The sequence below is a fragment of the Micromonospora sp. NPDC050187 genome (genome assembly GCF_044459745.1).
In the GTDB taxonomy this organism is placed as follows: domain Bacteria; phylum Actinomycetota; class Actinomycetes; order Mycobacteriales; family Micromonosporaceae; genus Micromonospora.
The window spans coordinates 74019-92581 of record NZ_JBITJH010000011.1 but is presented as its reverse complement, the minus strand read 5'-3'; the positions used below and the strand labels follow the sequence as shown (position 1 = coordinate 92581).

Annotated in this window: 16 protein-coding genes and 1 riboswitch; of the genes, 7 read left to right on the top strand and 9 right to left on the bottom strand. The window is 71.3% G+C overall.

Annotated elements, in window-relative coordinates; all coding sequences use genetic code 11:
- Positions 1 to 31: 31 nt before the first annotated feature.
- On the bottom strand, positions 32 to 2251 hold the full coding sequence (locus ACIBJE_RS18620) for a hypothetical protein (protein ID WP_396749853.1): 2220 nt from the start codon (positions 2249 to 2251) through the stop codon (positions 32 to 34).
- Positions 2248 to 3033 carry a deoxyribonuclease IV gene (locus ACIBJE_RS18615; protein ID WP_396749851.1) on the bottom strand — a complete coding sequence of 262 codons (786 nt, stop codon included), beginning with the start codon at positions 3031 to 3033 and terminating at the stop codon, positions 2248 to 2250. Before ACIBJE_RS18615 ends, ACIBJE_RS18620 begins: the two co-directional genes overlap by 4 nt.
- A 744-nt stretch (positions 3034 to 3777) precedes the next feature.
- On the opposite strand from ACIBJE_RS18615, the gene rpsF reads away from it, so the two are divergent.
- The 4 genes from rpsF (at position 3778) to rplI (ending at position 5427) form a co-directional block, all read left to right on the top strand.
- The gene (rpsF, locus tag ACIBJE_RS18610) at positions 3778 to 4068 is read left to right on the top strand and encodes a 30S ribosomal protein S6 (RefSeq protein ID WP_088981398.1); all 291 of its coding nucleotides are present in this window, start codon (positions 3778 to 3780) and stop codon (positions 4066 to 4068) included.
- A 98-nt stretch (positions 4069 to 4166) separates the two neighbouring features.
- The gene (locus ACIBJE_RS18605; RefSeq protein ID WP_396749848.1) at positions 4167 to 4682 is read left to right on the top strand and encodes a single-stranded DNA-binding protein; all 516 of its coding nucleotides are present in this window, start codon (positions 4167 to 4169) and stop codon (positions 4680 to 4682) included.
- Between the two features lie 41 nt (positions 4683 to 4723).
- The gene (rpsR, locus tag ACIBJE_RS18600; protein ID WP_013289355.1) at positions 4724 to 4963 is read left to right on the top strand and encodes a 30S ribosomal protein S18; all 240 of its coding nucleotides are present in this window, start codon (positions 4724 to 4726) and stop codon (positions 4961 to 4963) included.
- 14 nt (positions 4964 to 4977) lie between these two features.
- Positions 4978 to 5427: a 50S ribosomal protein L9 gene (gene rplI / locus ACIBJE_RS18595; protein WP_377659053.1), complete on the top strand. Its 450-nt coding sequence runs from the start codon at positions 4978 to 4980 to the stop codon at positions 5425 to 5427.
- A gap of 83 nt (positions 5428 to 5510) precedes the next feature.
- Here the strand turns inward: rplI and ACIBJE_RS18590 are convergent, their stop codons facing one another.
- On the bottom strand, positions 5511 to 5903 hold the full coding sequence (locus ACIBJE_RS18590; RefSeq protein WP_396749846.1) for a hypothetical protein: 393 nt from the start codon (positions 5901 to 5903) through the stop codon (positions 5511 to 5513).
- 1419 nt (positions 5904 to 7322) lie between these two features.
- Between ACIBJE_RS18590 and dnaB the strand changes: the two genes are divergently transcribed.
- Positions 7323 to 10241, top strand: coding sequence for a replicative DNA helicase (gene dnaB, locus ACIBJE_RS18585; protein ID WP_396750106.1), 2919 nt, complete (start codon positions 7323 to 7325; stop codon positions 10239 to 10241).
- A gap of 28 nt (positions 10242 to 10269) precedes the next feature.
- Here the strand turns inward: dnaB and ACIBJE_RS18580 are convergent, their stop codons facing one another.
- The 6 genes from ACIBJE_RS18580 to ACIBJE_RS18555 all read right to left on the bottom strand — a co-directional run bounded on the left by ACIBJE_RS18580 (position 10270) and on the right by ACIBJE_RS18555 (position 16922).
- The gene (locus ACIBJE_RS18580) at positions 10270 to 11130 is read right to left on the bottom strand and encodes a bifunctional 5,10-methylenetetrahydrofolate dehydrogenase/5,10-methenyltetrahydrofolate cyclohydrolase (RefSeq protein ID WP_396749844.1); all 861 of its coding nucleotides are present in this window, start codon (positions 11128 to 11130) and stop codon (positions 10270 to 10272) included.
- Between the two features lie 21 nt (positions 11131 to 11151).
- Positions 11152 to 11236, bottom strand: a riboswitch (ZMP/ZTP riboswitch).
- Between the two features lie 40 nt (positions 11237 to 11276).
- A complete protein-coding gene (locus ACIBJE_RS18575; protein WP_396750104.1) occupies positions 11277 to 11840 on the bottom strand; it encodes a maleylpyruvate isomerase N-terminal domain-containing protein in 564 nt (187 codons plus the stop codon).
- 95 nt (positions 11841 to 11935) lie between these two features.
- A complete protein-coding gene (locus ACIBJE_RS18570) occupies positions 11936 to 12358 on the bottom strand; it encodes a zf-TFIIB domain-containing protein (RefSeq protein WP_396749842.1) in 423 nt (140 codons plus the stop codon).
- 17 nt (positions 12359 to 12375) lie between these two features.
- The gene (locus tag ACIBJE_RS18565) at positions 12376 to 13014 is read right to left on the bottom strand and encodes a phosphoribosyltransferase (RefSeq protein WP_396749840.1); all 639 of its coding nucleotides are present in this window, start codon (positions 13012 to 13014) and stop codon (positions 12376 to 12378) included.
- A 9-nt stretch (positions 13015 to 13023) separates the two neighbouring features.
- The gene (locus ACIBJE_RS18560; RefSeq protein WP_396750102.1) at positions 13024 to 14361 is read right to left on the bottom strand and encodes a glycosyltransferase 87 family protein; all 1338 of its coding nucleotides are present in this window, start codon (positions 14359 to 14361) and stop codon (positions 13024 to 13026) included.
- Positions 14362 to 14417: 56 nt separating this feature from the next.
- On the bottom strand, positions 14418 to 16922 hold the full coding sequence (locus tag ACIBJE_RS18555; protein ID WP_396749838.1) for a putative bifunctional diguanylate cyclase/phosphodiesterase: 2505 nt from the start codon (positions 16920 to 16922) through the stop codon (positions 14418 to 14420).
- A gap of 682 nt (positions 16923 to 17604) precedes the next feature.
- Here ACIBJE_RS18555 and moaC point away from each other — a divergent pair.
- Together moaC and ACIBJE_RS18545 are read left to right on the top strand one after the other, a co-directional pair.
- Positions 17605 to 18096 (top strand): cyclic pyranopterin monophosphate synthase MoaC, encoded by a 492-nt coding sequence (moaC, locus tag ACIBJE_RS18550; protein WP_396749836.1) that lies wholly within the window; start codon positions 17605 to 17607, stop codon positions 18094 to 18096.
- Entirely contained in the window at positions 18093 to 18563 is a 471-nt protein-coding gene (locus tag ACIBJE_RS18545) for a molybdenum cofactor biosynthesis protein B (protein WP_396749834.1), read from the top strand. The genes moaC and ACIBJE_RS18545 overlap by 4 nt, the downstream gene beginning before the upstream one ends.

Genomic DNA, 18563 nt, shown 5'->3' with positions numbered 1-18563 from the left:
CTCCTCGACGGCGGCGGACCAGGGCGACGCCTCAGAGGTGGTAGACCACCGCGTCGCCGATCTCCTCCCGGCGGATGCCGAGCGCGTCGACCGGCAGTTCGACGGCGATCTCGAAGGGCGTGCCGGTCGCCTGCCCGCGCGGGACCACTACGGTCCGTACCCCGAGCCGCCGCAGGTGATCGATGCTGGCCGGGTCCGGGAAGGTCTGCGTCGCCTCCCGCGTCTCGGCCAGCTTCACCGGGGTGAACCCGCTGCCGCCGTTGACCACGTCCTGGAATCTGCTGGTCGTCCAGAGCATCACCGGCTGATCCAGGTTCTGCCCGCTCGGCAGCACCAGCACCGGCCCCTGCACGGTGCGCATCGCCGCAGGTTGGGGCGGCACCACCGGGTGCGGCGTGGCGTTCAGCCCCTCCACCACGACCAGCAACAGCGGCAGCAGGGTCGCCGTCCGCAGCCAGGGGCCGGGCCAGGGCGGGATCCGCTGGGCAGCGATCTCGCGTACCCGCATGGCGAAGGCGGTGAGCGTGCCGGCGGCGAGCAGCCCGAGCAGCAGGGTGGTCCAGAGCATCAACCGTCCCGGCGTCCGGATGCCGTCCCAGCCGGGCAGGTGCTCGACGAGCGGGAGGTAGGTGAAGGTGCCGCCGAAGAACCGGGTGCCCATCGCCAGCACCATGCTGACCAGCACCCCGGCGAGCAGCAGCAACCGGTGGCGCAGCCGCCACACCGAGAAGAACAGCCCACCCAGGGCGAGCGCGTAGAGCACGAAGCCCGGCAGCAGGGTCATCTCCGGGTGCCAGGGCAGTGCCGCCCGGGCCCCTTCGTGCAGGCCACCCCAGATCCGCGACTCGGCGGGCGCGGTGAGGAAGCCGACGGCCGGCGGCGAGTAGACGTCGATGTCGCCGACGCTGCGTCGGGCGTTCGGGTGCTGCTCCGCCACCGTGAAGTACGGGATGGACAGCAGCACGCCGGTCGCGGCGAAGACCAGACCTCCGACCAGGTCGGTGATCAGCAGCCGGGCACCGAACGGGTGCCGGACCGGGCGGATCCAGTACCGCCGCAGGTACCAGGTGAGCGTGGCGACCAGCACGACCCCGGCCAGCACGTACGCGAACGGCAGGCCGATGCCGAAGCCGAGGCTGAGCTGCCAAGCGGCGACCAGCCAACCGGCCAGCGCCCACCCGGCGTGCCGCCGCTTCGGGCGGTAGCCGTACCGCAGCGACCAGCCGTGTCCCCGGGCCAGCATCGCCAGCGCCAACGGGATGCCGCCGTTGGAGATGACGTGCAGGTGACCGGCCTGCGCCAGCAGCCACGGCGCGTACGCGTAGCTCACCCCGGCCACCGCCGCGCCGATCCGGCCCGCACCGAGCTGCCGGGCCAGCGCGTACGCCCCCAGCGTGGCCAGCGCGTGCGCGAGCACGAAGAGAATGTTGTAGCGGAGTAGGGCGGCCTCGGGGCCGGTGCCGATCATGCCCGCCGGGGCGTACCCGAGGAGGGTGTCGGAGAAAGCGAAGCTCCACGACTCCGGGTAGAAGGTGTTCGCCTGCCACAACTGGGCCGGGTCGGTCAGCAGGATGTGCCCCGACCAGGCGACCTGCCAGGCCTGGAGCGCCGGGTCGTAGTAGTCCTGCGGAAGCGTGTAGAGCGGGTAGCGCAGCGTCGGCCAGGTCAGCAGGACGGCCAGCACGAGCGAGCCGAGGGTGGCCAGCGTCCACTCGTGGACCAGGAACCGGCCGACCGCCCGGGCCGCCCGCCGGAGCCGGCCCGGCACGGTCTCCGGGGCTGGTCCGAACGCCTGCCAGGGATCCGCCGGCTCGGCGCCGGTATCGGCACCCGCCGTGGCGTCCTTGCCGTCCTTGCCGTCCTTGGCATTCTTGCTGTCCTTGGCCTTCTTGTCGCCCTCGGCCTTCTTGTCGCCCTCGGCCTTCTTGTCGTCTCCGGTCGGGGCGCCGGGCTCGGTCTTGACGCCGGGCTCGGCCTTCTCGCCGTCGCGAGCGCCCTTCGAGGGCTGGGTGTGTTTCGAGGTCGGGGCCGGCGCGGGATCCGGACCGGTGGCCTTCGGCTCTTCGGCGGCCTCCGCCTTCCCGGTCTCCTCACGCTTCCCCGTGGCGTCCGTTTCCACGGCGTCGCTCGGCCGCCCGGCATTCACCGCCTGTGCGGCGGTCTCCGGGCCCGGGACGGTTGCTCCGGTCGTTGGCCGGTCGCCGTCGGTTCCGGGGCCGGTCCGTGTCGTGTCGGACGTCCCGCTGCTCATGCCGTCGTCCCGCCCAGGTGTTCCCGGAGGAAGGCGATGTCGTTGCCCTGTCCGTCGACCCCGCCCGGGGTTTCCACGATCACCGGCGCGTCAGCTGCCCGGATGACCGCCACCAGCAGTTCCGGATCGATGGTGCCGCCGGCCAGGTTGTCGTGCCGGTCCCGGCCCGACCCGAAGGCGTCCTTGGAGTTGTTGGCGTGGATCAGGTCGATCCGGCCGGTCACCGCCTTGACCCGGTCCACCAGGTCGAGCAGTTCCTCCCCGCCGGCATGGGCGTGGCAGGTGTCCAGACAGAACCCGACGTCGTAGGCGCCCACCGCGTCCCAGAGCCGGGCCAGCGCGTCCAGTCGCCGGGCGCAGGCGTTGTCCCCGCCTGCGGTGTTCTCGATCAGGACCGGTACGCCGAATCCGCCGTTGTCGGCGGCGTACGCGAACGTCTTGCGCCAGTTGTCGAAGCCGATCGCCAGGTCGGTGCCGGCGTTGACGTGGCCGCCGTGCACGATCAGCCCCTTCGCGCCGATCGCGGCGGCCCCGGTCGCGTGTCCGAGCAGCAGTTTCCGGCTGGGGATCCGAATCCGGTTGTTGGTCGTGGCGACGTTGACGACGTACGGCGCGTGGACGTAGACATCGACCTCCGCGGCGCGGAGACGGTCGGCGTCCTCCCTCGGCTCCGGTGCCTCCCAGCCCTGCGGGTCGGAGAGGAAGAACTGCACGGCGTCAGCGGCTCGGGACGCCGCCTCCGCGAGCGGGTCGGCCGAGTCGACGTGGGCTCCGATACGCATGCAGGCGAGCCTACGTGGCGGTCGCCGCTGCCGGGGTGACGGCACAAGGGGCGTCGCCGTGCCTGGGTGGTGCGTCCCCGGAGCGCCTCCGGCCAGCGTCACCCCGACCTGGAGCGGTCGTTGATCTGGTGAGAGTCGGCGGCCCGTGTGGACCGGGGCACCCGCTGTCCCGCGGCCCGGCGAGGTGGAGGAACAGCCTTCGTCGGCCCCTCCGAGGTGGCTGGCGGGCTGCCTGCCTGCCGACCCTCCCGGGGCCTCCCGCCGAGCACGATTCTCTTAACGACAATCAGGGCATTTAGCTCAACAGGAGACAAGGCTTGATGTAACGTCAGGTAACAACACGATATAGCTCCGCGGGGCGCTCCCGGTCCAACCTCATCGGTGTGGTCGTTCCTCCCCAGGTCCCACCCAAGGAATGCGGACGGGGCGCCCCGCGGCCCAGTGGATCAGGGCCCTCTTCCGTCGTGTGCGACGAGCGGAAGAGGGCCCTGGTTCCGTTGCCGGCCCAGCGAACGCTCTGCCGCCACACCGGTCGTCCGCTTGCGCCGGACCGCGCGCTCTCCGGCTGGTCGTCCGGCCCGCCAGGCGGCGCGTCCGGCCGTCGCAGGCATGATCGTCGGGACCGGGTATCCTTGCCCGGTTGCCCGCCCCCGGCTGGGTTCCCCCAGACCGGACCGGGCACGACGCACGACCTCCTGCCACGGAAGGACCGTGGCCGCTTAGCCCACAGGAGGTGAGCACGTCTTGCGTCATTACGAGATCATGGTGATCCTCGACCCCAGCCTCGAGGAGCGCACCGTCGCCCCGTCGCTCGACACGTACCTGAACGTGATCCGGACCGCGGGTGGCTCGGTGGAGAAGACCGACGTGTGGGGCCGCCGGCGCCTCGCGTACGAGATCAGCAAGAAGACCGAGGGCATCTACGCCGTCATCGACCTGCAGGCGACGCCCGCAGCGGTGGCCGAGCTGGACCGTCAGCTGCGCCTCAACGAGTCCGTGCTGCGCACCAAGGTCATCCGGCCGGAGATGCGCTAAGCGTCCACCCACCCGGTTCGCCCGGATCGAACTCGTCGGCTCTGTCATACGGCTCTGCGAGCCTGTACAGCGGCTGACGAGTGTGCGAGGAGATGGTCATGGCAGGAGACACCACCATCACGGTCATCGGTAACCTGACCGATGATCCTGAGCTGCGTTTCACCCCCTCGGGTGCGGCGGTCGCCAAGTTCCGGGTCGCTTCCACGCCCCGGTTCCTGGACAAGGCCTCCGGCGAGTGGAAGGACGGCGAGCCGCTGTTCCTTCCGTGCACCGTCTGGCGTCAGGTCGCCGAGCACGTCGCCGAGTCGCTCCAGCGGGGCAGTCGGGTGATCGTGTCCGGTCGACTGAAGCAGCGGTCGTACGAGACCCGCGAGGGCGAGAAGCGCACCGTCATCGAGCTTGAGGTCGACGAGATCGGCCCGTCGCTGCGCTACGCCACGGCGAAGGTGCAGAAGATGTCCCGCTCCGGTGGCGGAGGCGGCGGCTTCGGTGGTGGTGGCGGTGGCGGCCAGGGCGGCGGAGGCAACTTCGACGATCCCTGGGCCTCGGCTGCACCGGCCCCCTCCCGCAGCGGTTCGGGCGGCGGAAACTTCGACGAGGAGCCCCCGTTCTAATGGCGCCGAGCGCCCGCGATCGCAAACCAGGAGCACGAGCAATGGCCAAGGCTGCGGCACTGCGCAAGCCGAAGAAGAAGGTGAACCCGCTCGATAAGGACGGGATCACCTATATCGACTACAAGGACACCGCGCTGCTGCGGAAGTTCATCTCCGACCGCGGCAAGATCCGCGCTCGGCGGGTGACCGGCGTCACCTCGCAGCAGCAGCGCCAGATCGCCCGTGCGGTCAAGAACGCCCGTGAGATGGCGCTCCTGCCGTACACGGCCACCACCCGCTGAGAGGAGGCACCGAAATGAAGATCATCCTGACGCAGGAGGTGTCCGGTCTCGGTGCCCCGGGCGACATCATCGAGGTCAAGGACGGCTACGGCCGGAACTACCTGCTCCCGCAGGGCTTCGCGATCGCCTGGACCAAGGGTGCGGAGAAGCAGGTCACGGTGATCAAGCGGGCCCGCTCGGCCCGCGAGATCCGCGACCTCGGCCACGCCAACGAGGTCAAGACGCAGCTCGAGGGCCTCAAGGTCAGCCTGAAGGCACGCGCCGGTGACGGCGGGCGGCTCTTCGGCTCGGTCACCCCGGCCGAGATCGTCGACGCCGTCAAGGCGGCCGGCGGCCCGACCCTCGACCGGCGTCGGCTGGAGCTGACCAGCACCATCAAGTCGCTCGGCTCGTACCCGGTGCGGATCAAGCTGCACCCGGAGGTCACGGCCAAGTTCGACCTGAACGTGGTGCAGAGCAAGTAACCACGGCACCACCCGCGAGAGGCCCGCGCCGACACCGGTGCGGGCCTCTCGGCGCATCCGGACGGTCCCCGCTGGTGGCCGGATCAGCCGATCGGCTCGCCGGTCACCGCGCTGATCAGCACCGTGGACAGACCCCCGCCCACCACCGACGACGCCATCGCCAGGGTCGCCGTCCGCCACGTGGTCCCGATCCACCGCAGCAGCATCGCCACCAGCAGACTCGTCACCAGCGCCAGCCCGAACCGCGGCCCTGCGGAGACGAACGAGTCGATCGCGTGTGCCCGTGGCGAGGCGCAACCCCCGCCGGTGAGGCCCGTGACACACCCCGTCGGCATCTGCCCGCTCAACGTGAGCAGCCAGACGAAGACCGCCAACGCCGGCAGCACGTAGCAGCCGGCGGTGTAGAGCAGCGACCTGATCCCACCGTGCGGATCCGGATCGAGCAGGTCCTCCTCGATCCGACGGACCTGCGGCACCCTCGTGGCCCCGCCCGGACGACGCGGCACGGCAGCGGGACGACGCGACATCCCGGGCGGAGGTGCCGGCGACAGCACCCGGGCCGGACCCCTCGAGGGCACCGGGGCCGGACGACGTCGCGTCCCCGGAACCGGACGCTCCCACTGCCCGGTGTCGGTGAACTCCGCCCACCGGTCGCTGCCGTCCGGCCACCCGCCACGTTCCCAAGGCGTCGGCCGGTCCCAGACGTGGACCCCCGATGCGTCCCACCGATCGGCAACGGGCGGCGAAGCAGGCCCCCGGTCCTGTTGCCGGTGCCACGCCCCAGGCTCCCGGACCGGGGGCTCCGGACCGACCTCCCGGAGCCGGGCCCCGTCCGGCGCGGGCCGGCCGCGCCGGGTCGGCCAGGGCGCCTGCGGCCGTCCCGCCGGCCCGACCGGATCCTCCACCCCCGACGACCCCGCCCCCGACCAGGGCGACGGCAGACGACGGTGCCGGCTCGGTGCCGGACCCGGAACAGGATCGTCCTCCGCCCGGCGGCTCCCGATGTATCCCGGCGTGTCGGACGGCTCGGCGAGTCGCCACCCACGGGTGTGCCCCGACCAACCCGAACCGGAGGCCGGCACCTCGGCACCCGCCGATTCCCGCCAGCTCGCCGTCCCGGCACCCGCCGATTCCCGCCAACTCGCCGTTCCGGCACCTGACGGTTGCTGGTAGCCCGTCGTCCCGGCACCCCATCGCCCGCCGCTCCGCCAGCTGAGGTCGGCCCGGGGCGGGACGTGGCCGTCGTCCACCGGGTGGTGCCGGTGCCGGCCGGCACCACCCGGATCCGGAACGGCCCCCTCCCGCGCCCACCGGGGCACGTGGTCGTCGACCGGATCCCGCTGGCCGCGCTCGGCAGCGCGGCGTCGGCTGCTCGTCCCGGGACCGGCGGGGGCGGGTGGATACGGCTCGGCCGGATCACCCCACAGGGACGACGGCGCACGCTCACGCGAGCGGACCTCGTGCGCCCAGTCCCGGTTACTCACGGCCGGAGCGTGACCCTTCTCAACCGAAAGTGCAATCCGCTCCTCCAAGCGGAGCCGATGCCCGAGATAGTACGGGACGACGCCGGGCCCGATCGGCCGGGAAAATCTTCCTCCACAGGCTGTGTGCAGAGTTTTCGCAGCTCAGAGCCATGGTGATCTGGATTACCCGCAAGTTATCCACAGTTTGTGCACAAGCTGCACACACCTAGGGGCTCCCTGTCCACAGGTTGTCCCGAGGCTCGTCCACCGGGTTGCTTGAGCCCCTTACCTCGGGTTCCGTATGGTTGGCCCCCGACCGGCCCCACGATGGCCCCCGATCGCCGGACCGGTCGGCGGCAAGCCGCCGCGCCGGTGGCTGGCCGGACGCGATCCGACGCAGCGGAGGGGGAGCCGGTGTCGGTCACCGACGACATGCGAACAGAGGCACGGGCCAACGGGCAGTCGCCCGCTCCGGCCCAGCGGGACGGTCAGTTCGACAAGACCCCACCCCAGGACGTCGCCGCCGAGCAGTGCGTACTCGGCGGAATGCTGCTGTCCAAGGACGCCATCGCCGACGTCGTCGAGATCCTCAAGACCCACGACTTCTACCGGCCCATCCACGCCACCATCTTCGACAAGATCCTGGAGATCTACGGCCGTGGCGAGCCGGCCGACCCGATCACCGTCGCGGCGGCGCTGGCCGACTCCGGCGACCTGGTCCGCATCGGCGGCGCGCCCTACCTGCACAGCGTGATCGCGAGCGTGCCGACCGCCGCGAACGCGGCCTACTACGCCCGGATCGTCGCCGAGCGGGCCGTGCTCCGCCGGCTGGTCGAGGCCGGCACCAGGATCGTCCAACTCGGCTACGGCACCGCCGCCGGCGGCAGCCGCGACGTGGACGACGTCGTCGACCTCGCCCAGCAGGCCATCTACGACGTCACCGAGAAGCGGGTCAGCGAGGACTTCGCCGTCCTCGCCGACATGCTCCAGCCCACCCTCGACGAGATCGAGGCGGTGGGGGCGCAGGGCGGCGTGATGACCGGCGTGCCGACCGGCTTCAGCGACCTGGACCGCCTCCTCAACGGCCTCCACCCGGGGCAGTTGATCATCGTTGCAGGAAGGCCCGGTCTGGGTAAGGCCCTAGCCCTCGACACCCCGCTGCCCACCCCACAGGGGTGGACGACCATGGGCGAGGTCAAGGTCGGGGACCAGTTGCTCGCCGCCGACGGTACGCCGACCACGGTCACCGCCGCCTTCGACATCAGATACGACCGACCGTGTTATGAGGTCGAGTTCTCCGACGGGTCGACCATCGTGGCTGATGCCGAACACCTGTGGAAAACCACCACGAGAGCAAGTCGCCGACAGCGATCCGAGGCCAGCCCGAACCACCAGTGGCCGGAGCATCTGCGGAAGGCCGTGGCCGACGCTCGACACCTGTCCGAGAGTGAACCGGACAGTCTGGTGTCCTTCGGTGAGGCGGTTGGTCTGGTCGGCGAGGAGTTTCGCAATGTCCTGCATGTCGTCGCGCACCAGGTGGGACCTGCCGGTGAGGTGAGCCGCGAGTACGTACGGGCCGGGAGGCCCTGGCGCCGGCACGTACGGGCGTACTCTCGTCGGGCACTACTCACAGCGCTGGAACAGCGCGTCAACAGGTTGCGGAACGCGGAGACGGCAGCCGACCACGAGGGCGTGGTGACGACCGCACAGATCGCCGCGACATTGCGAACAGGCGGGGACAACCGGCTCAACCACGCCGTGGAGAACGCGCGGCCATTGGCTTTGCCCCATCGTGACGATTTGCTGATCCCTCCATACACTTTGGGTGCGTGGCTGGGGGACGGCACCTCAGCCGCTGCCACGTTCACCATGGCTGACCCGGAGTTGGTCGCCTACATCGAGGCCGACGGTTTCGTGGTCCGGCCGATGGCTGCCAAGATGCGGTACTCGATCGGGTTGCTTCCCCCGCCTCCGCTGGCCGACCGGGAGTGTGTGGTGTGCGCTGAGCGGTTCAGCCCTCGCGGGCCAAGTGTGTACACCTGCGGCCAGTCATGTGGCGGGAAGTCCAAGGGACTGGTCGACCGCCGAGAGACGGGTGGGTGCCGGTTCTGTGGCAAGGTCGTTCAGAGCAGTTGGAACGGTAGTCGTAGCTGTGCCGACTGCCGCAGCCGTTATGGGTCTTTCACCGGTTATCTGCGCACCACCGGCGTCCTTGGCAACAAGCACATTCCTGTTGCGTATCTGCGCGCGTCCGAGCAGCAGCGCCGGCAGCTCCTCGCTGGCCTGCTCGACACTGACGGCACGGTGACCTCTACTGCCTCGGTGCAGTTCTGCGTCACCTCGCGACAGCTCGCCGAGGACATGCGTGAGCTGGTTGTCAGCCTCGGCTATCGGTGCAGCATGACCACCAGGAAGGTGAAGGGCCGGCATTCGGACACTTCGGTAGCTTATGTCGTGAACTTCACCACCGACGACGACGTGTTCCGCTTGGAGCGCAAGCGCATCGCTCACAAGGAACGGCGCGTGGCCGCAGCCGGATCGGCCCGCACTGGCTCGCGGTACATCGTTGATGTCCGACCGGTCCCCAGCGTGCCGGTGCGGTGCGTGACTGTGGACAACGACGAGCACCTGTACCTGGCAGGGCGCTCGATGATCCCGACTCACAACAGCACAGCCTCGATGGACTTTGCGCGCAATGCGGCGATTCGGGCCAACCAGGCGGCAGCCATCTTCTCGCTGGAGATGAGCAAGGTCGAGATCGTCATGCGACTGCTCTCGGCCGAGGCGCGGGTGCCGCTGCACGTGCTGCGCAGTGGGCAGCTCTCCGATGACGACTGGACCAAGCTGGCCCGCTGCATGGGCGAAATCAGCGAGGCCCCGCTCTTCGTCGACGACACCCCGAGCATGAACCTGATGGAGATCAGGTCGAAGGCGCGCCGGCTCAAGCAGAGGCACGACCTGAAGATGATCGTGGTGGACTACCTCCAGCTCATGACGTCGCCGAAGCGCACGGAGAGTCGGCAGCAGGAGGTCGCGGACCTGTCCCGAGGGCTCAAGCTCCTCGCCAAGGAGGTCGAGTGCCCGGTCATCGCGGTCAGTCAGCTGAACCGTGGTCCCGAGCAGCGGACCGACAAGCGACCCCAATTGTCCGATTTGCGCGAGTCTGGCTCGATTGAGCAGGATGCTGACGTTGTAATTCTTTTGCACCGTGACGACTACTATGACAAGGAGTCGCCCCGGGCCGGGGAGGCGGATTTCATTGTTGCCAAGCATCGGAATGGACCGACCGACACCGTGACCGTGGCCGCGCAACTTCATCTGTCACGGTTCGTCGACATGGCGATCGTCTGACAGTCGTTCCCGTTCCGCGATTGCGGGGTCAGCCGACGCTGAGCTGACGTGTCGCCGCCTCCACCGTCTGGGCCAGCAGGACCGCGATGGTCATCGGTCCGACCCCGCCCGGGACCGGGGTGATCAGGCTGGCCCGCTCACGGGCGGACGCGAAGTCGACGTCACCGACGTTGCCCGGGTTGTAGCCGGCGTCGACCACCACCGCGCCGGGTTTGATGTCCGTCCCGGTGAGGAAGCGCGGCCGGCCGACGGCCGCGACCAGGACGTCGGCCTCGCGGGTGATCGTGGAGAGCTCGGTCGTACGGGAGTGGCAGTAGGTGACCGTGGCGTCCCGCCCGAGCAGGAGCAGGCCGACCGGTCTGCCCAGGATTGGGCTGCGCCCCACCACCACGGCGTGCTTGCCGGCCAGGTCGACCCGGTACTCGTCGAGCAGCCGCAGGATGCCGCCAGGCGTGCAGGAGACGAAGCCGGGCAGCCCGAACCCCATCGCGGCGAAGGAGCGCATGGTGACGCCGTCGACGTCCTTCTCCGGGGCGATGGCCTCGAAGGCGGCACGTTCGTCGATGTGCGCCCCGACTGGGTGCTGGAGCAGGATGCCGTGCACCTCGGGGTCCCGGGACAGTGCGGTGATCGCCCCGACGAGCTCGTCCGTGGTGGTCGAGGCGGGCAGGGCGACGTGTCGGGAGCGGACACCGGCCTGCTCGCAGCGGGTGCGCTTCATCCGGACGTAGGTGACGGAGGCCGGGTCGTCGCCGACCAGCACAGTCGCCAGGCACGGGGCGGTGCCGGTACGCCGCCGCAGGTCGGCAGCGGTGGCGGAAGCGGTGTCGACGATGCGCCGGGCGAGGTCACGGCCGTCCATCAGCCGGGCCGGGGGCGTCTGGGCCATGGGGCACTCCTGAGCCTCGTGAAGGGTCGCCCAGGCGTACGGCATCGACGGTCGTCGGGCCGCTCCCCGGTGGTGCTCCACCTCAACGCCAGTAACGGCCCGGTCCACAGTGTAGTCGCCAGCAGACGGCGCGGCGCGGCCCGCACTCAGCCCAGTAGCGGGAACCAGCCGGCGACCTCGCCCAGGTCGGTCCGGTCGGCGTCGGTGAGCGGGAGCCGGCCGGTCGCCTTCAGTAGGTACTCCTCGTCGGTCCAGCCGGCGGGCCGGACCGCGTCGTCGCTGAGCAGGCCGTCCATCGTCGTCACCGCCACGGTACGGGCCAGCGGGCCCGGTCCCGGCGCGTCGGGCAGGTCGACGGTGAGGTCGACGGTGAGGTCGAGGTGGTGCACCGCCGCCTCGGTGGTCAGGGTGGCGAGCAGGTCGGCGACCCGGAGCACGTGCCCCTGGGTGCTCACCAACTGGTCCGGGTCGGCGGCGGTCGCCGCGCGGACGGCGGCCGGGGCGGTGTCGGCCCAGAGCCGGACCACTCCGGCGGGACGGTCGAAGGCGGCGGCGGACCGGCGGGCCCACCAGGCGTGGCGGGCGGAGTCGGCGTCGCCGGCCGGGAAGGACCGCCAGTAGGTGACGTCGTCGACGTCGGCCGGGCCGTGGGCGGGGCTGGCCAGGGCGACCAGCGCGCGCTGGGCGTCGGCGAGCAGGTGGTGGAGCAGGTCGGCCTACGGAGCACCGGATGGGTCGGTCCGAGAACCGTCGGGCGGGTCAGCCGCCGGCCGCAGGGCGGGCCGGCGGCTGAGCGCCGCGTGGATCAGCCGAAGAAGTCGCCGAGGAAGCCGTGCTGCTTCTTGCGGCGGTAGTGCCCGTGGTAGCCGTGGTGCTGGTGACCGTGGCTGCCGTGGCTGCCGTAGGCGGGTGCGGGCGCGGCCGGGTAGCCCGGCGGCGGGGGCGGGGGCGGGGGCACGGCGCCGTAACCGGGCTGGTGCGGTGCGGCACCGGGCGGCGGGGGCGGCGGGACGTATCCGCCCGGCTGACCGGGGGCGTGCCCCGGTGCCTGGCCGGGCGGCGGCGCGGCCGGGTTCTGCTTGTTCCAGTTCGCCTCCGCCTCGAACAGCTTTTCGAGTTCGCCGCGGTCGAGGAAGATTCCCCGGCACTCGCCGCACTGGTCGACGACGACTCCGCTGCGCTCGTACTGGCGCATGTCTCCGTGGCACTTGGGACAGGTGAGCTGCATTTCTCGACGGTACCCGGTCAACCTGAGGATGCCCCGGCGAGCGCTCCGGTGACTTCCTGGTCGGAGACCTCGTGGAAGTCGTCGTAGTAACGGCTGACCGCACCGAAGTCGGGGGGTGTCTGGACGCAGACCACCTGGTCGGCCTCGGTGGCGAGCATGTCGTACGCCTCCTGGGAGCCGACCGGAACGGCGACCACGACGCGGTGGGCACCGAGGTGGCGGGCCACCTGGACGGCGGCGCGGGCGGTGGCCCCGGTGGCGAGGCCGTCGTCGACGACCACGGCGGTCCGGCCGGTCAGGTCCAGTGGTGGTCGGTCGGCCCGGTAGAGCTGCTCCCGGCGTTCCAGTTCGGTCTGTTCGCGGCGGACGACTTCGTCGACCTCCTCGGGGTCGATCCGGCCGGCGACCATGTCGTTGAGGACCCGCACGTTGGCGGGGCCGAGCGCGCCGAACGCCACCTCGGGTGCCCAGGGCATGCCGAGCTTGCGGACCACCAGGACGTCCAGGGGGGCGTCGAGCCGGTCGGCGACCACCTGGGCGACCGGGACCCCGCCCCGGACGAGCCCGAGCACGACGACGTCCGGCTGCCCGGCCAGTCCGTCGAGTCGGTCGGCGATCGCCTCGCCGGCTTCGGCGCGGTTGCGGTACGTGGTCATGTCTCAGGTCTACGCCCTGTCGGTCGCTCCCGCAGGGGAGTCGGCCGAAGAGGAGCCGTCGGGTACGGCGAGTCGGAGGGCGGGTGCCCAGAGCAGGAGGGCGAGCGGGTAGAGCAGGTACCCGAAGCGGGTGGCCGGCATGAGGGCGATCGCGGCGAGCAGCCCGTACCCGCAGATCAGGGCGTTGGCGGCGGCGGTGCGGGGCGGCCGGCGCAGCAGGTGGACGGCGATCGCCAGGCCGGCCGCGACCAGCAGGCCGGTGGCGATGGTCCGGCCGGCGGGGAGGCCGGTGGCGATCAGGTGGCCGGGGAACGGGGATGCGGCGGGGCTGGTGACGAGGCCTTGGCCGAGGGGGAAGCGCAGCACGTTCTCGACCAGGGCGTCGCGGTCGACGAGGAGGGCGGGCAGAAGGGCGGCGGCGGGTAGACCGAACGCGCCGACGGCGAAGCGTCCGCCAGCACGGCGGGTGACGGCCCAGAAGAGCAGGACGAGGGCGATCGGCCAGGCGAACAGCTTGAGTGCCCCGGCGAGGCCGACGGCGAGTCCGGCGAGTCCGGCACGGCCGGTGGCGGCACAGGCGAGGGCGAGCAGGCAGAGCGCGAGGACGGGCAGGTCGTCGCCGCCGGTGGCGAGAGTGAGTGCGCAGATCGGCAGAACGGTGGCGGCCTGGACGGCGCGGAGCAGTGCGGCGTCGAGCCGGCCCCGGTGCCCGGCGACACGGTCACGATCGGCACTGCCGCGACCGGTGCCGCCGCTGCGCAGGGTGCGGACGGCGAGAGCGAGGGCGAGCGCGGTGCCGAGGGCGAACCAGACGCGCGCGTCGGTCCACCAGGTGTCGAGGGCGGCCCGGGGGAGGCCGAAGAGGGCCATGCCGGGTTGGTACGGGGTGTAGCCGAGTAGTTGTTCCCCCGGGGGCAGGGCGGCGATGGCGTCGTGGCCGAGGTAGGGGGTGCCGTCGTGGAGCAGCCGCGCGCCGGAGTGCTCGACGACGACGACCTCCTCCTGGGCCCGGTCGGTTCGTCCGGCGGACCGTTGGGCGGCCTGCCAGCCGAGCGGGAGGAGGGCGGTGGTCGTCCAGGTCAGGGCGGTGACTGCCGAGCGGGCGGTGGTGCCGGCCAGTGGGCTGTCGGGGCGGCGTCGGCGGGCGAGGAGTTGGCCGGCCGCGAGGAGGGCCGCGACCAGGTAGCCGATGCCGGCGACCGCCCCCCAGGCCCGGTGGGGCGGGAGGGTGGAGGTGACGGCGGTGATCCCGGCGAAGGCGGCTGAGGCGGCGTAGAGGCCGAGGTCGAGGGGGAGCCCGCCGGCCGCGCCGTCGATCGCCTGCCAGATCCGGCGGGGGCGTGAGATGGGCGGGGTGCGCTGCCCGGAGGGTGCGGAGCTGCTGCGGGGCGCGGGCCGACTGGTCACGCGGGAGAGTGTGGCAGACGGTCCGTCCGGTTCCGTCCGTTCGGTCGGCGGCCGGGGGCGAGGCGGATCACCGCGCCCGCGTCGTGCAGGGGAGGGGCGAGGGTGCCGGGTCGGCCGCCGGCTCCCCGGTGGAGGGCGGCGAGGAACCGGCTGGCGGGCATCGGGCGGGCGAAGAGATGGCCCTGGCCGGCGAGGCAGCCGAGTTCCCAGAGCGCGCGGCGCTGCGGTTCGCTCTCCACGCCCTCGGCGACGACGGTGAGGTCGAGGCTGCGTCCGAGGTCGAGGGTGGAGCGGATGACGGCGGTCGCCTCGGCGGAGCTTTCCATGTCGGTGACAAAGGTCCGGTCGATCTTGATCTCGTGCACCGGGATCCGGGAGAGCAGGGAGAGCGAGGAGTAGCCGGTGCCGAAGTCGTCGAGGGCGAGGCGGACGCCCTCGTCGCGGAGTCGGCCGAGGACCCGGTCGACGATGTCGAGCTGGCTGAGCGTGAGGTTCTCGGTCAGCTCCAGCATCAGCCGGTCGGGTGGGAGTTCGTGGGCGCGCAGCCGGGCGAGGACCGAGCCGGGGAAGCGGGCGTCGAGCAGGCTGCGCGGGGAGACGTTGACCGCGACCGGGATGTCGAATCCGGCCTCCCGCCAGCTGACCAGGGCGAGGAGGGCCTGGTCGAGGACGGCCTCGGCGAAGGCGGGGAGGTGGCCGGAGCGTTCCACGGCCTCCAGGAAGCGGGCCGGGTCGACGGTGCCGTTGGTGGGATGGTGCCAGCGGGCGAGGGCTTCGGCGCCGACCACCTCGCCGGTGGCGAGGTCGACGATGGGCTGGAAGTTGACCGCGAACTCGTGGTCGGCGACCGCCCGGGGCAGGTCGCCGCCGAGAGCCAGTCGGCCGAGGTCGGCGGTGTCCCGGGCAGGGGTGTAGCTGGCGATTCGCTGACCGTTGCGTTTGGCCTGGTACATGGCGACGTCGGCGCGGCGGAGCAGTTCGGCCATGCCGCCGCTGCCCGGTGCGGCGGCGATGCCGCCGCTGGCCTCGACGCTGATTCGCATGCCGTCCAGGTCGAAGGGTTCGTGCAGGGCGCTGAGCAGGGCTTCGGCGCGGTGGGCGGCCATCGCCGGGGCGGGCAGTCCGCGCAGGAGGATGGCGAACTCGTCGCCGCCGAGCCGGGCCACCAGGTCGTCGTCCCGGGTCGCCTCGCGTAGTCGGGCGGCCACCTGAACGAGGATCCGGTCCCCGGCGGCGTGGCCGAGGGTGTCGTTGATCTCCTTGAAGTGGTTGAGGTCGATCAGCGCGAGGGCGGTGACGCCGTCGGCGTGGCGGCCGTTGAGCTGGGCGCTGCCCTGGTCGAGCAGGTGCCGGCGGTTGGCCAGGCCGGTGAGGGCGTCGTGGGTGGCCGCGTAGGCGTGGTCGGCGGCGGCCCGGGCCAGTTCGGCGTACGCCTGTGCGTTGCGGACCGCCGTGCACAGGGCCGAGGCGAAGGTCCGCAGGGTGTACTGCTCGCGTTCGTTGAGGCGTACCGGGCCGCGGAAGCGCAGGCGCAGCACGCCGACGTCGAGGCTGCGGTCGTGTCCCTCCAGCGGGATGGGGATGACGGAACCGTCCACGGTGGTGGGCTCGCCCACCGGGCCGTCGTGGGTGATCTTCTGGCTGTTGCCGCGTACGCTGCGCCGGCCGTCGTGCAGCTCGATCTCCACCTCGTCGGCGGAGAAGAGCTCGGCCGCCTGGGTGACCGCGGTGGTGAGCACCCGGTCGAGGTCCACCGAGTTGAGCGCGTCGGTGGTGCGGGCGAGTCGCTGCCAGGCCTGCTGCTCGGTGCGGGTCTGGATGCGGTGCGAGTAGGCCAGGTGGAGGCTGAGCACGAGTGGCGGCACGGCCAGCAGCAGCTTGGTGTCGGCCTGGAGGATGGCCAGGGTGCAGAGGGCGACCGCGAAGCGCACCGCGAAGCCGGTGAGGCGCAGGTCGAGGTTGCTGCGGAACTGGCGGGAGACGCGGGTGCGGGAGGCGAGCGCGATGACCGGGATGGCCAGCAGGTCGTCCACGAGGGCGGCGGCGAGGTAGGCGACGGCCACCGGCACGACGAGGTCGACGAGTCCGGGCGGGGGCCATGACCAGCCAAGTGTGGCGAGGACGAGGCCGGCGGTCCCGGCGACCAGCACGTTCTTGCCGATGCCGAAGGCCATCTTGATGGCGGGCAGCTTGCGCGAGCCGAGGGCGACGCCGAGGCCGGTGCAGAGAATCACCCACGGCGTGGGGGCGATAGCTATACCGATGATGATTGCCGTTTCGTTCCAGCTGATCGAATGCGTGGTCGACCGGATACGAATTCGCGCCTTCGTCGATGCGCTGACGAAGATCATTAGGGTGAGCATCACCAGCATCGCGACGTCACTGGCGGTTGTCGGGAGTCTGGTGAGCACGGCGACACAGACCGCCGCCACCTCGACGCCCAGGGCCACCACGACGACGAGACCGACAAGCAGTCGAAGCTGCCGATCGGTCTCATTCATGTGTCGCCTGAGAACAGCCACAGTTCGTCCCCGGGGTTCGCTGGCCTCTGCAGCGTACCGCAGGGAATCTTCGCTTCCCGGGTCTAATTCACTCCCACTCGCTGCCACGCATGGCCCGACCCTTTCTGCCCCTCCGGCCCCGCTGGGGGTGCCGGCGCCTGCCTGCTCTACCTGCAGCTTAGGCAAGGATATGGCAGCTTAGGTACGATAAATGTCGGTATATGCAACATTAGTTAAGAGTCCGGCCTTTTGTTACTTTCTGTCCATCCGACCTGAACGGAGCGGGGTGATCTGCTTTCGCTCCGCATTCAAACTGTCGCGTGATGCTGCGGAATGCACACCGGCGGGTCGGAGGGGTGGGTGGCCCCGTCCGGTGGATCGGTCGGTGACCGTCCGGTCACCGACGGCTGGAGAAGGCGACCGGCCCGAATCGCCGATGACGGTCATTGTGGGGCACCTCTGATCCTCCGGAATTGCCCGGGAAGCGGAGAGTAATCGGAGCGCGGTCGTCGGGAAGTGGTCGGGTTCGTGGCGACAGCGGTTCGGGGACATCTTTGCTGTGCATCTTCGGATAGTCCCGGGGCATTTGGAAACCCCGCCCGGAGTGACCGTCCCGACCGTCGCCGTGCGGCCGGCCGTCCGGAACCGCTCCGGATGTCACGGCGGGGTTAGGCTCACGGACGTGACCGAACCCGCGCAGCTGACGCATCTCGACCCGGCGGGCGCGGCCCGCATGGTCGACGTCTCCGCCAAGCCGGTCTCCGGCCGCCGGGCCGTCGCCGCCGGCCGGCTGCGGACCACGACCGAGGTGATCGGGCTGCTCCGGCGGGACGGCCTGCCCAAGGGCGACGCGCTCGCCGTGGGTCGCCTCGCCGGCATCATGGGTGCCAAGCGCACGCCGGACCTGATCCCGCTCTGCCATCCGATCGCCCTGCACGGGGTGACCGTGGACTTCGAGCTGACCGAGGACACGGTGGAGATCACCGCGACCGCCCGTACCGCGGACCGGACCGGGGTGGAGATGGAGGCGCTCACCGCGGTCGCCACCGCCGGGCTCGCCCTGGTCGACATGGTCAAGGCCGTCGATCCGGCGGCCTCCGTCGACGCGGTGCGCGTCCTCCGCAAGGAGGGCGGCAAGACCGGCGACTGGCGGCGGCCGGAGGACCGGCCGTGATCCGGGCCCGCGTGATCGTGGCGTCCAACCGTGCCGCCGCCGGGGTGTACGCCGACACCAGCGGCCCGATCCTCGTCGCCGGCCTCCGGGAACTCGGCTGCACGGTCGACGAACCGGTGGTGGTGCCCGACGGCGACCCGGTCGGCCGGTCCCTGCGCGCTGCGGTCGCCGACGGCGTGGACGTGGTGCTGACCAGCGGCGGCACCGGCGTCACCCCCACCGACCGGACCCCGGACGTCACCCGGGAGGTCCTCGACTACGAGATCCCCGGCATCGCCGAGGCGGTCCGCGCGCACAGCCGGGCCACCGTACCCACCTCGGTGCTCTCCCGGGGGCTCGCCGGAGTGGCCGGACGGACCCTGGTGGTGAACCTCCCCGGTTCCACCGGCGGGGCCCGGGACGGGCTGGCCGTGCTCGGCCCGATCCTCGCCCACACCGTCGACCAGTTGCGCGGCGGCGACCACTGA